The 13,409-nt window shown below is 34.4% G+C and carries 11 protein-coding genes and 1 tRNA gene; 2 read left to right on the forward strand and 10 right to left on the reverse strand.

What is annotated here, in order from left to right; all coding sequences use genetic code 11:
- Position 1 precedes the first annotated feature (1 nt).
- Together Q9969_RS05170 and cobK are read left to right on the forward strand one after the other, a co-directional pair.
- Positions 2 to 2,431, forward strand: a complete 2,430-nt coding sequence (locus Q9969_RS05170; RefSeq protein ID WP_305514818.1) for a calcium-translocating P-type ATPase, PMCA-type — start codon at positions 2 to 4, stop codon at positions 2,429 to 2,431.
- Positions 2,428 to 3,213 carry a precorrin-6A reductase gene (gene cobK, locus Q9969_RS05175; protein WP_305514816.1) on the forward strand — a complete coding sequence of 262 codons (786 nt, stop codon included), beginning with the start codon at positions 2,428 to 2,430 and terminating at the stop codon, positions 3,211 to 3,213. The genes Q9969_RS05170 and cobK overlap by 4 nt, the downstream gene beginning before the upstream one ends.
- 20 nt (positions 3,214 to 3,233) lie before the next feature.
- Here the strand turns inward: cobK and Q9969_RS05180 are convergent.
- The 10 genes from Q9969_RS05180 to Q9969_RS05225 form a co-directional block, all read right to left on the reverse strand.
- Positions 3,234 to 3,317: transfer RNA gene (locus Q9969_RS05180), tRNA-Ser, on the reverse strand.
- Between the two features lie 35 nt (positions 3,318 to 3,352).
- Complete coding sequence (rpsJ, locus tag Q9969_RS05185; RefSeq protein WP_042691424.1) at positions 3,353 to 3,661, reverse strand: 30S ribosomal protein S10; 309 nt, start codon at positions 3,659 to 3,661, stop codon at positions 3,353 to 3,355.
- Positions 3,662 to 3,727: 66 nt separating this feature from the next.
- Positions 3,728 to 4,969, reverse strand: a complete 1,242-nt coding sequence (gene tuf, locus Q9969_RS05190; RefSeq protein ID WP_305514813.1) for a translation elongation factor EF-1 subunit alpha — start codon at positions 4,967 to 4,969, stop codon at positions 3,728 to 3,730.
- Positions 4,970 to 5,120: 151 nt separating this feature from the next.
- Entirely contained in the window at positions 5,121 to 7,319 is a 2,199-nt protein-coding gene (locus Q9969_RS05195) for an elongation factor EF-2 (RefSeq protein ID WP_305514812.1), read from the reverse strand.
- A gap of 25 nt (positions 7,320 to 7,344) precedes the next feature.
- Positions 7,345 to 7,905, reverse strand: coding sequence for a 30S ribosomal protein S7 (locus Q9969_RS05200; RefSeq protein ID WP_305514810.1), 561 nt, complete (start codon positions 7,903 to 7,905; stop codon positions 7,345 to 7,347).
- Between the two features lie 13 nt (positions 7,906 to 7,918).
- Positions 7,919 to 8,344: a 30S ribosomal protein S12 gene (locus Q9969_RS05205; protein WP_004033029.1), complete on the reverse strand. Its 426-nt coding sequence runs from the start codon at positions 8,342 to 8,344 to the stop codon at positions 7,919 to 7,921.
- A 338-nt stretch (positions 8,345 to 8,682) separates the two neighbouring features.
- A complete protein-coding gene (locus Q9969_RS05210; protein ID WP_305514803.1) occupies positions 8,683 to 9,114 on the reverse strand; it encodes a NusA-like transcription termination signal-binding factor in 432 nt (143 codons plus the stop codon).
- 6 nt (positions 9,115 to 9,120) lie between these two features.
- On the reverse strand, positions 9,121 to 9,420 hold the full coding sequence (locus Q9969_RS05215) for a 50S ribosomal protein L30e (RefSeq protein ID WP_305514801.1): 300 nt from the start codon (positions 9,418 to 9,420) through the stop codon (positions 9,121 to 9,123).
- Between the two features lie 8 nt (positions 9,421 to 9,428).
- Positions 9,429 to 10,619, reverse strand: a complete 1,191-nt coding sequence (gene rpoA2 / locus Q9969_RS05220) for a DNA-directed RNA polymerase subunit A'' (RefSeq protein WP_305514800.1) — start codon at positions 10,617 to 10,619, stop codon at positions 9,429 to 9,431.
- Positions 10,620 to 10,627: 8 nt separating this feature from the next.
- Positions 10,628 to 13,408, reverse strand: coding sequence for a DNA-directed RNA polymerase subunit A' (locus Q9969_RS05225; RefSeq protein ID WP_305555154.1), 2,781 nt, complete (start codon positions 13,406 to 13,408; stop codon positions 10,628 to 10,630).
- Position 13,409: the final 1 nt, after the last annotated feature.

The raw sequence follows: 13,409 nt of genomic DNA on the forward strand, positions 1-13,409 counted from the left end.
AATGGAAAACCCCTTATCAAAATTTAACACTTCAAAAAATGGATTGACTAATGAAGAAGTCATTGAAAGACAGAATAAGTATGGTTTAAATAAAATTGAAGATAAAAAACCAACCCATTTAGTTATATTATTTTTAGAACAATTTGTAGATATTTTAATAGGGCTTCTTTTAATTGCGGCAGCTGCAGCTTATGTGATTGGAGACGTTATAGATGCAGGAGTCATTGTTCTTGCAGTATTGTTAAATGTTGTTATGGGATTTATTCAAGAATATCGATCCCAAAAAGCAATGGAAAGTCTTAAAAGTTTAATTGTTAAAAAGGCAGCGGTTAAGAGAAATAATATTATTGAAGAAATTAATTCCGAAAATATAACCATTGGAGATATTGTTGTTCTTGATGAAGGGGACAAAGTACCTGCAGATTTAATCATAATTGAAGCTAATGATATGACATGTGATGAATCCACGTTAACCGGAGAATCCGCAGCAGTTTCTAAAGAAGTTGGTGATGAATTATTTATGGATACCAATATTTTATCTGGAAACTGTCTAGGAGTCGTTAAATCAATTGGGATGAACACGCAAATAGGTGAAATTGCAAAGATCATTCAGGAAGACGATGAAGAGACCCCACTTAAGATTAAAGTAAGGAAATTAGGAAAAACACTATCCGTAATTGCAATCATTGTTTGTATTGCCATTTTTATTCTAGAGTCATTTAAAGGAATTCCTATTGTTGAGACATTTATGACTGCAGTTTCCCTTGCCGTCGCTGCAATTCCCGAAGGTCTTCCGGCAGTTTTAACATTGACCCTTGCTTTAGGAATGTCTCAAATGGCAAAATCCGATGCAATTGTCAGAAAATTATTATCAGTTGAAACTCTAGGTTCATGTACCATCATTTGCAGTGACAAAACAGGCACTTTAACTGAAAACAAAATGACCGTTGTTGATTCCTATTACACTAATGAAGATAAAACATTGAAAATTGGAAAACTATGCAATAATGCCAGTATCAATAAAGGAGAGGCCATAGGTAATCAGACAGACGGTGCGATTATGAAATACTGTCAAGACTGTGAAGTAGACCTGGAAAGACTTGATGAAATCCCACTTGACAGTAATCGTAAAATGATGACAACGATACATAGATTGGATAGTGAAAACAAGATTATTTTAACAAAGGGTGCACCAGAAATAATTTTAGACAAATGCAAATACATAGATAATGATGGAAATATTGAAATTCTTGATGCTGAAAGTAAGGAAAACATATTGAAAAAAGTTAATGAAATGAGTGATAAGGCATTAAGAGTAATTGGTTTTGCATACAAAATAAATGATGATGAAAAAATAGAAACAAATTTAACATTTACAGGATTGCTTGGACTAATTGATCCCCCAAAAAGTGATGTTAAACAAGCAGTGAGCGATTGTAAAAAGGCTGGAATTACTGTTAAAATGATAACAGGAGATTATGAAAAAACAGCATGTGCAATCGCAAGAGATTTGGGAATATTGACTGATGGAAAGTCAATAACCTGTGAAGAGCTAAGTAAACTTACAACAGAAGAATACTTAGCTATTGCAGAGGATATTCAAGTATATGCAAGAGTGAAACCGGCGCAAAAAATGAAAATTGTTGAAGCGCTAAAACAAACTGGCAATGTTGTTGCAATGACCGGGGATGGTGTAAACGATGCACCTGCACTTAAAAAAGCATCTATTGGAGTGGCAATGGGTGATGGAACCGATGTTGCAAAAGAATCATCAGATATGATTTTGCAAAATGATGATTTTTCCACAATTGTAAAGGCAATTAAAGAAGGCCGTAAAATTTATGACAATATTAAAAGATTTGTTAAATTCCAAGTATCAACAAATGTTGGAGCAATACTAACAATTGTTGGAACATCACTTTTAAGTTTACCCCTGCCATTTAACCCCGTTCAATTATTATGGTTAAATATTGTTATGGACGGACCTCCAGCTCAAACATTAGGAATTGAAGGAGCCGAAAGAGATTTAATGGAACGTCCGCCTGAAACCGGAGATATCCTAACCCGAAAGACATTGACTGAAATTCTAATCTCAGGCATAGTAATGGCAATTGGAACTATCTGCGTATTTGCTTACCAGTTAAGCATTAATTCGACTGAAAGTAAAGCGATGACAGTTGCATTTACATTATTCGTGATGTATCAGCTATTTAATGCATATAACGGAAAAGCAAACTCCGAAAAAAGAAGCATTTATTTGTATGTAGCAATTATTACTTCATTCATACTCCAATTATTGATCATATACATACCTCAATTGCAAATTATATTCAGAACATCATCAATTAATTTAACTGATTGGATAATGATTATGATTGTAGCATCAACAATCATTATTACTAAAAAAGTAATGAATAGTGTGATAAAATGAAAATATTATTACTCGGCGGAACCAAAGACTCTACCAATATTATCCAACACATTAAAGAAAAATATGATGCATATATTTTAACAACCACAACTACTGAATATGGTGGAAAATTAGCTAAAAAAGCAGGTAGTGACGAAGTCATATCCCGCCCTCTTCTTAAGGATGAAATAACTGATCTTATTAAAAAACAAAGTTTTGAAATATTAATTGATGCAACACATCCATTTGCAGAACACATTACCAAAACTAGCGTAAGTATTTCTAATGAGTTGAACCTAACATATATTCGCTTTGAGAGACCTACCACCAACCTTGAAAATATAGACACATCATACGTCCATTATGTTAATTCCTTTGACGATGCGGGGAAATTAATTAAAAAGGAATTTAAGGAAGGTAATGTGTTGCATTTTGCAGGAGCTAACACTATGGAAGACATCATGAAATATGTTTCAGCAGATAGATTCTATCCAAGAATTTTAAAAGTAGAAAGTTCAATTGTGAAATGTGAAAAATTAGGTGTTGATCCGTCCCATATTATTCCAATGAATGGTGCTGCAAGTATTGAAGAAAATATTGAGTTAATGGAGAAATATGATGCAAGCGTGATGATTACCAAAGAAAGCGGTGACATTGGAGGAGTTATTGAAAAAATCCAAGCAGCAAATGAAAAAGATGTTGGTGTGGTAATGATTCAAAGACCAAAAATAGATGAATTAAATAAAAACAACATAGTATCTAATTTAGAGGAATTAGATATTAAATTAAAAAAACTTTTTTAAAAAATAGATATAAATATAAACGCCGAGACTGGGATTTGAACCCAGGCGAGGAAACCCTCACAGGATTTCAAGTCCTGCGCCTTACCAGACTAGACTATCTCGGCATATAGAAAGGAATATTTAGAAAAAATCTAAATATTTAACCTTTAAGTTCGATTTCAATACTTACATTATCAGGAACGTTGACTTTCATAACTTGTCTCATAGCACGTTCATCAGCTCCAATACCGATTAAACGTTTATGAATCCTGAGTTCCCATTTTTCCCAAGAAGCTTTTCCTTCTCCATCAGGAGATTTTCTTGTTGGTACTACTAATTTTTTAGTAGGTAACGGAATCGGACCAGACAAATCAACACCAGTTCTTTCAGCGATTTTTTTAAGTTGATCGCAAACATATGCTAATTTTTCTGGATCAGTTCCAGTGAGTTTAATTCTTGCTTGATTCATTTATTCTCCTCCAAAAAACAAAAAGAAAAGAAAGTAAAAATTACTTTCTAATTATTGTTTACAAACTTATTTAGCTGAAGTAACATTAAGACATAAACCTGCAGCAACAGTTTGACCCATATCTCTGATAGCAAATCTACCCATTTGAGGGATTTCTTTTGCATTTTCGAGACACATTGGTTTGGTAGGTTTAATTTTAACAATAGCTGCATTACCTGTTTTTAAGAAGTCAGGGTTTTCTTCGTCAACAGCACCGGTAGCAGGGTTTAATTTTTTAGATAATTCTAAGAAAGTACATGCTACTTGGGAAGTGTGGCAGTGGAATACTGGAGTGTATCCAACAGTAATTACACCAGGGTGTTGTAAAACAACAACTTGAGCATCAAATTCTTTAGCAACAGTAGGAGCAGAGTCGATGTGACCAGCTACGTCTCCTCTTCTGATATCGTTTTTACCTACACCTCTTACGTTGAAACCAATGTTATCACCAGGTTCAGCTACATCGAATACTTCGTGGTGCATTTCGATAGATTTAACTTCTCCGGAAGCTCCAGAAGGTTCAAAGATAACATTGTCTCCTTTTTTCATTAAACCAGTTTCTACTCTTCCTACAGGTACAGTTCCTACACCAGTAATGGAGTAAACATCTTGAATAGGAATTCTTAAAGGTAAATTAGTAGGTTTTTCAGGTGGAGTTAATTTATCTAAAGCATCAATTAAACTGTCGCCTTTGTACCAAGAAGTGTTTTCACTTGCTTCTTTAATGTTGTCCCCTTCAAATGCAGATAATGGGATGAAAGGTACATCCTTAGGATTGAAACCTACGGTTTTGATTAAGTTACTAACTTCTTCTTTTAATTCATTGTATTTGTCTTCAGAGTAATCGACTAAATCGATTTTGTTAATTGCAACGATTAATTGATTAATACCTAAAGTTCTGGATAAGAATACGTGTTCTTTAGTCTGAGGCATAATACCGTCATCTGCTGCAACTACTAAAACACCAGCGTCTGCTTGGGAAGCACCAGTGATCATGTTTTTAACGAAGTCTCTGTGTCCAGGACAATCTACTACAGTGTAGTCGTATTTTTTAGTGGAGAATTTTTGGTGAGCTAAATCGATAGTTACTCCTCTTTCCCTTTCTTCCCCTAATTTGTCCATAACAAATCTGAATTTGTTTTCACCGTCGTCTAATTGTTGTTCAGCAATTGCACCAGCTTTTAATAATAAATGTCCAACTAAAGTGGATTTTCCGTGGTCAACGTGTCCAATAAATGCTAAGTTAAGATGTTCTTTTTCTTTTGCCATTATATAACCTCTTTAATAATATTAACAATAAGCTTAAATGATAGCTTAAATTCCTTATATGTTTTTTAACATATAAAAAGATAATGTTTTTTTCATGTATTTTAATAAAAATTTAAAAAAATTAAAAAATTAAAAGATTAAAATTTTAATTTCATAAATCACCTAAGTAGTGGCTTGCAGGGAATGGTTCTGCAGATAAGCCTTTTCTTTGTCTGATTTCTTTTACGATTTGATTTTGCATTTCACGTGGAAGTGGTTCAAATCCTGCAATTTCAGTAGACCATAAACATCTGCCTTCAGCAGCGGATCTAATATCCCCAGCAAAACCAAACATTTCAGCTACAGGAACTTTAGATTCAATTCTTGCCATGTCTCCTTCCTGACCCATGTTAACAATTTGACCTCTTCTGTTTTGTATTTCGCGAGTACATGACCCCATGTAATCATTAGGAGTGTCAATGACTACTTTTTGCATTGGTTCAAGTAATGCAGGTTCAGCAAGCATCATGGAACCTAAGATAGCGTTTCTGATAGCAGGCAATACTTGAGCAGGTCCTCTGTGAATCGCATCTTCGTGAAGTTTTGCATCATGGAGTTTGAATTTTAATCCAATGGAAATTTCATTTCCTAATGGACCGTTTTCTAAAGTTGATTCGAATCCTTCAAGTAATAACTCTTTAACTTCATCTAAGTATTGAATACCACGAGTCATGTTAAGGAAAATACTTCTGTTGTGAACAGCCCAAACTCTTCTGGCTTCATCTTTTTCTAAACCATGTTCCATGAAGTCATTAGCTGATTCTTTACCTTTTACTCTACCATCTTTGATTTCGCCATTTTGGATTGCATCGTAAAGCTCAGGTTCAATAGGTTCAACAGTAATGTAGAATCTGTTATGTTTGTTAGGGGATTTACCTTCAACTTGTGGAGATAATTGTCTTACAGTTTCTCTGTATACAACAATCGGTTCTGATGTGGTGATATCTACACCTTTGTCATTGATTCTGTAACCGATAACCTCCAAGTGAAGTTCACCCATACCAGAGACTAAGTGTTCGCCAGTTTCTTCGTTAATATCAATTTTAACTGTAGGATCTTCTTTACCAGTTTGTCTTAATACTTCAATTAATTTTGGTAAGTCTTTGGTATTTTTAGCTTCTACAGCTACAGTAACTACAGGTTCTGAAATGTGTTCCAAACCTTCGAACTCTTTAATTTTGTCTTCAGGAGAACATAAAGTTTCACCAGCAATAGCTCCTTTTGCACCAGCGACATATACAATGTTACCTGCAGGAACCCTATCAGTATTAACCCTTTCAGGACCGAAGTAAACACCAACTTGTTGCACTCTAGATTTTCCGTGAGAACCGACAAGGTATACTTCTGTACCTTTTTCAATAGCTCCTCCGTATACCCTACCAGTAGCGATTTCACCAGCGTGTTTATCTACAGACACGTTGGTAACCATTACTGCTAAAGGTCCATCAGGAGAAGTATTTATCATACATTCGCCAGCAGGAGAGTCAATGTCTCCATCCCAAATGTTAGGCACTCTGTATTCTTGAGCTTCTTTAGGAGAAGGTAAGTGTTCCACTACCATACCCAATAATACATCAGATAATGGTACTTTTTGTGCTAGTTCTTTTTCATTATCGGCATTACAGTAATCAATAATATCCTTAAAGTTGATTCCTGTTTCTTGCATAGTTGGAACATTAATAGCCCAGTTGTGGTATGCGGAACCGAATGCTACACTACCATCAGTGAAATTTAATTTCCATTCCTCTTTTTTGTCTTCAGGAGCCATGTTTCTAATTAATTTATTAGCTTCCATGAAGATTTTTAAGAATCTGTTTTGTAACTCTTCAGGTTCTAATTTTAACTCGTTGATCAATCTGTCAACTTTGTTGATGAATAATACAGGTTTTACATTTTCTTTTAATGCTTGTCTGAATACAGTTTCAGTTTGAGGCATGATACCTTCTACAGCACAAACTACAACTACTGCACCATCTACAGCTCTCATTGCACGAGTTACATCCCCTCCAAAGTCAACGTGACCAGGAGTATCAATTAAGTTAATTAAATATTCTTTTTCTTTGTAATCGTGTACCATAGATACGTTAGCTGCATCAATAGTAATACCACGAGCTTGTTCTTGTTCATCAAAATCTAAGAATCTTTGGTCACCAGCTAGGTCTTCGGAAATCATTCCTGCACCTGCAAGAAGGTTATCTGATAAAGTGGTTTTACCGTGATCGATATGAGCACAGATACCAATATTTCTGATTTGTTCAGGTTCATACATTAATTCTTTGATTTTTGCAATCATTTTGTCTCTTCTACTCAAAATAACCACCTAAAATATGATATGATTAATGTGCTGCTTTAGCAACTCTTTCTTTCTCTTCAGCTTTTTGTAAAGCGAAGCTTCTTGAATCTCCTTCAGAAGCAAGAATTAATTCATCAGCTAAACATTCAGCAACAGATTTTCTGTTTTTGAATGAAGATTGTAAAGTACCTCTAGTCAAGAATCCTAATGAAAGGTCAACTCTTCTTTGCGGAGAAATATCTACAGCAACCTGATATCCAATACCTCCGTATTTAATACGAGTAGTTTCTTCACGAGGTGCAGTATTTTCAACTGCAGTAACTAAAACCTGAACAGGATTCTTTTTAGTTCTCTTATTAATAATTTCTAAAGCTTCTTTAACAGTATTGTAAGCTTTGTTTTTCTTACCAGAGTTGAGATGAGTTCTCATTACTTTATTCATTAATCTTTCAACAATAGATACTTTAGATTTTGCAAATTGCCTTTTTACATGTCTACCAGAAGTATGTGGAACTAAAGTTTCATCTAAGCAGATATATTTTACTAAACCTAAGTCCTCAACTTTTACTTCATCGAGATCCCATTTATTAAATAATTTACTCATAAATTTAACCACCTTATCTTACAGGTTTCTCTATTTTTCCACTTACCATTTCTGATAAAGCTACATTATTAACTTTGGAAACTTTCCAACGGACTCCAGGAATATCACCCATGGATCTTCCAGACGGCCCTCCAATTCCTTCAATCATTACTTCATCGTGTTCATCGATAAAACCAATAGCTCCGTCACCTGGTGCAAAAGCAGTCAATTGTTTACCGTTTTTGATTAACTGAACACGTACACATTTACGAATAGCAGAGTTAGGTTGTTTTGCTTCTATCCCCACTTTCTCAATTACAATTCCTCTTGCTTGAGGAGCTCCTTCTAAAGGATCTGCTTTAACATCTAATCTTAAAGCTTTCCTTTTATAATCTACATCTTTCCACTTAAAATTTTGTCTGTTCTTTTTAAGTTTTTTTGCAGCAAAAAGTCCTGGCATAATTTTTCCTCGAATTTTTTGTTAAAAATATATCTAAGAATCCACCGCTGCGATTTATACTATTATCCCCATAGTACAATCTAAATTCAAAGATATCAATCAGTGATAATAATTAATTAGATAAAATAATTTACCTAAAAGAAGATATCTTGAAATATGATTCAAAACATTGACAAAAAGCACACATAGTCATGTTATAAAAAGTACAGATATCTTATGATAGTTTATATTAATACACATTTATAAATGTATTCATTTTTAGCATGAAAATAAAATAAAAAAAAATTTTTAAAAAAAAAACAAATGAAAAAAATAAAAATTAAAAAATAGCTCAAAAGCTATTTTAAAATAATATTATCAATATTATATTGCCTATTCACTAATAATTTAGCTCTTTCAATATTGATTCCGTTCTTACCGATAGCGATACGTTTATTGACATTATCTGTCGTGACAATAGCTATTCTCTCACCAGATTGCTTTTGAGATATTTTAACAGATTGTAATTTTGCAGGAGATAAACAATTTTTAATAAATTGTATTGGATCATCATCTAACTCTACAATTTCAATACCTTTATCAACTGCTCTTTGAACTTTAGATACGGAACTTCCTTTTTTACCAATTGCAAGTCCCATGTCACCATTTTTAACTACAAATGTGACTTTTCCACGTTCATCATCGATAATGCAATCCTTTACCATTGCTCCAGTCATATTTTCAAAAAGAGCTATGAATCTGATTTCATTTGCACTAAATTTAATAGACACTTAAATCTACCTCAAATCGTCTAATATTGTAGAATCTCCTGGATCGTTTACGATTAATGTAGCAACTGTGAAAGGTTTACCACAAACAGAACCCAAATCCACACTGCTTCCATCATATACAACGGATGGAATTTCGGAAAGATTTGCATAATATTCAACATCTTCAATAATTTCTTTAGGAGCATTAGCAGCAACTACTACAAGTTGGCCTTTTCCTAATTTTAAAGATTGAATTGATTTTTCAGAGCCTAATGTTACATCTCCAGTGTCAACAGCAACCCTGATTCCTCTATCTACGTCCATCATCTAGCCTCCTATTCATTTTTATAATCCATTTTGACACCGACGGAACCGGTACCAAGAGGTATTGGTTGTCCAATAATAATATTTTCGATGATACCTGTTAAATCATCCACTTCACCACGAATACTTGCGTTAAGTAAATGTTTACCTGTTTCTTCAAAAGCTGCACGAGCTAAAACACTTGATTTTTCACCACTAATACCATGTCTTCCAATGGATTTGACATGACCCTCAGAAGTCATAATATCTGCAACTAACATGATATGTCTTACATCAACACTAAGACCTTGTTCAGAAAGGGTATTTTGAGCTTCATTAATAATTGATTGGCGAGCTGCTTCAATACCTAAAACTTCGCCGATTTCATGAATATTGTTAGTAGTGGTTCTAATATAGTCAATACCATCCATATCCAGAATTTCTTTAAGGTTTGAACCTTCGGTATGTATAATAAATTCTTTATCATCACGACGGATAATGACTTTACCTATATTCTTAATACCACTAATTTGTAAATCACGAACTTTATCTGCTAATAAACGAAGTTCACGAATTTCGAATTTGGAATCAGATTTGTCAGATTTTGAAGAAGGAATGACAACTTTATCACCATTGATATCGGCTTTTTTGAAATGTTTTTCAATTGCTCTATTAATCTCTTCTCGGTCAAGTCTTTTCTCTTCGATCTTTTTAGAATCTAATTTCGCTTCAACTTCCATAGTACCATAGTTTAAGTTGAAATCTAAAAGAATATCATTTATGGTACTTTTACCAATCTGATTGGCTAAAGTTTTGACAAATTCTTCATCGTTACGTTTTTCTTCATTAAAATAAATATTCATGGTTGGAGTAGCGATATCTTTTCTTGCATCAACAATTTCAATAAGTCTTGGAAGACCTAATGTTACGTTTAACTCAGTTACCCCTGCATAGTGAAAAGTACGCATAGTCATCTGAGTACCAGGTTCACCTACAGACTGTGCAGCTACTGTTCCAACAGCCTCGCCAGCTTCAACGTGAGCTCGGTCATAGGCTTGTTTAAGTTTCCTGATAAGTTCAGCTAATTCATCGTCAGTTAACTCACTTTTAATATAAGCTTTTGATAAATCTTCAATATAACTTTCTGGAAAATCAATACCTAAATTTTCATCATCATTAAGCTGAGTAATAGTTTCTATTACTTTAGTTTCAATATCATCCATAGTTACACCTATTTGCTTTCCATTCTTATTTCATCAATGAGTTTATTTAATTCAGCTGGTTTACCAAAGTCTGATTTTGCAGGATCCACCCCATCTTCCCCAAACATGGTTTGGATAACATTGCCCTGATTATCGGTAACAAGTCCAGATGGTTTTACTTTTAAATCTTGAAGCGCATTTACAAGTCTTCTTTGCATGTAACCAGATTGAGCAGTACGAATAGCTGTATCTACAAGACCTTCTCTTCCTCCCATTGCGTGGAAGAAGAACTCAATAGGGTCAAGTCCAGATTTATAACTTGAGTGTACAAATCCTTTCGCCTTTGCTCCTAACTCACCTTTTTTAAAGTGAGGTAATGTACGGTTTAAGTATCCTCTTTCAATACGTCCACCCCTAACCGCTTGTTGTCCTACACAAGCGGTAATTTGAGTAAGGTTCAACATGGATGCTCTTGCACCAGTACGTGCCATTACTACAGAGTGGTTTTCAATTGCCATTACATGTTCATATGGATCATCATCAGATTGTTTACCCATAGTGAGGTAATTTTCAGCAATACTACCAGACATGTCCCTAGCTTCCCCTAGAACTTGCATAATTTTCATCTCTAAGGTTTCTTCTAAACTTCTGCCAGGTAAAGCTTGGAGATACCCTTCTTCGTAAGATTCTACAAGTTTATCTACTTCGGCCATCTTTTTATCCAAGTGCTCATTAATACGGTCTTTAGCCTCTTCAGGAATTTCTTCATCATTTAAGGAAGTTGTAATTCCTGTTTTCATGATTCCGCAGATAGCTAAATCGGTTGATCTATCTAAAAAGTCTTTTGCTCTTCCAGGACCATATTCTTTAACAATTTTATCTAAGATTTTACCTGAAAATGAACCATAAGCAGCTTCATCAATTACACCTTGTTTGAGAATACCATTTTTAATAACAACGGTTTCATCACTTTCAGGGTATACTGCAGGACATTTAGAAATTTCAGCACTGTAAGATAAATTTAAATCATTTGGTAATAATAATGAGAACAGTTCTTTACCTGTCCACATTGCACCTTTATCTTTGTAGATGTAAGATTCCTCAATATCCTGAGGGATTTCACTATCAGATTTTAAATCAAGCCCGGTTTTTAAAACCCATTGCCCACCTTTGAATTCAGGTAGTGCTAAGTGAGATTTTCTGATAATCTGTAAAGCTTGTTCTTCTGTGAATTCAACTCCATCACGAGTTAACAAGTATGCTCCACTAATGTGGTCGTGAATAGCACCGATAATTGGTCCTCCGAACCTTGGAGACAAAATGTGCTCTTGTACACGCATTAATGATTTAGCTTCCGCTCTTGATTCATCAGTCTGGAATACATGCATATTCATTTCGTCACCATCGAAATCCGCATTGTATGGAGGGCATACACATAAGTTTAATCTGAAAGTTTTATAAGGTAAAACCTTAACTTCATGTGCCATCATACTCATTCTGTGCAATGAAGGCTGACGATTGAATAAAACCATATCCCCATCTTTTAAATGTCTTTCTACGATGAAACCAGGTTCTAACTGTTCAAGAATTAATTCAATAGTTTCCTCATTACGTATTCTGATTTTTCTTCCATCTGTTCTGATTACATAATTTGCACCAGGGTGAACATTAGATCCGTTTTTAATGTATTTAATCATTTCATCAATGTTCCATTCATTTACATAAACCGGTACTGTTACTTCTTTTGCAATCATTTCTGGAACTCCGACCTCGTTAATACTGATATTTGGATCTGGAGAAATTACAGTACGTGCAGAAAAGTTCACACGTTTACCGGATAAGTTAGAACGGAAACGTCCTTCTTTACCTTTAAGTCTTTGAGTTAAAGTTTTTAAAGGTCTTCCAGATCTGTGTCTTGCAGGCGGAACACCACTAGCTTCATTATCAAAGTAAGTAGTAACGTGATATTGTAATAATTCCCATAAGTCTTCAACGATTAATTGTGGAGCTCCAGCTTCCATATTTTCAAGTAAACGTTGATTAATACGTAAAATATCTACTAATTTATGAGTTAAATCATCTTCAGATCTCTCACCGGTATCTAATGTAATTGAAGGCCTTACAGTTACTGGTGGAACAGGCAATACGGTTAAAACTAACCATTCAGGTCTTGCAACTTCAGGGTTTACACCTAAAACAAAAGAATCAGCATCAGTAATTCTTTCAAGTCTTTCACGGACTTCAGAAGCGGTTAATTTATAATCACCTTGACGAATAGTAACAGGTTTATCTAATACAATTGCTTCTTGAGGTGCGCCACAATGAGGACAACAATATTTAGGGTCAACTTCCTCATCTTCATCAGGCATTGTTTTTAATTCCCGTTTAGCTACTTTATAAACTTCTTTTAAGATACTACTCAAACTTTCACGATTATCCATTGCTTCCTGAATTTTTTCAGTGAAATATGCGATTTGTTCATCGTTTAAAAGAACACGGCCACATTCATTACAAGTTGAACGTAAAATTTTGTGAATAATATCACCAAAACCAATGTGAATAACTGGTCTTGCAAGTTCAATACTGCCGAAATGTCCTTGACAATCCCCACCTCTAAATCCACAAGTTCTACAAACTAAACTTGGATCAATAACACCTAAACGAGGATCCATTAAACCTTTTTCAATAGGAAAACCATCATCCTCATAAGTATCAGGAGTTTCAACAGTCACAACAGACATGGCACGAATATCCTCAGGAGACATTAGCCCAAAGTTGATTTGCTCAATTTTTTTTATAAATCCTTTCAAT

Origin of the sequence: Methanobrevibacter sp. V74 (genome assembly GCF_963082495.1) — an archaeon.
In the GTDB taxonomy this organism is placed as follows: Archaea; Methanobacteriota; Methanobacteria; order Methanobacteriales; family Methanobacteriaceae; genus Methanocatella.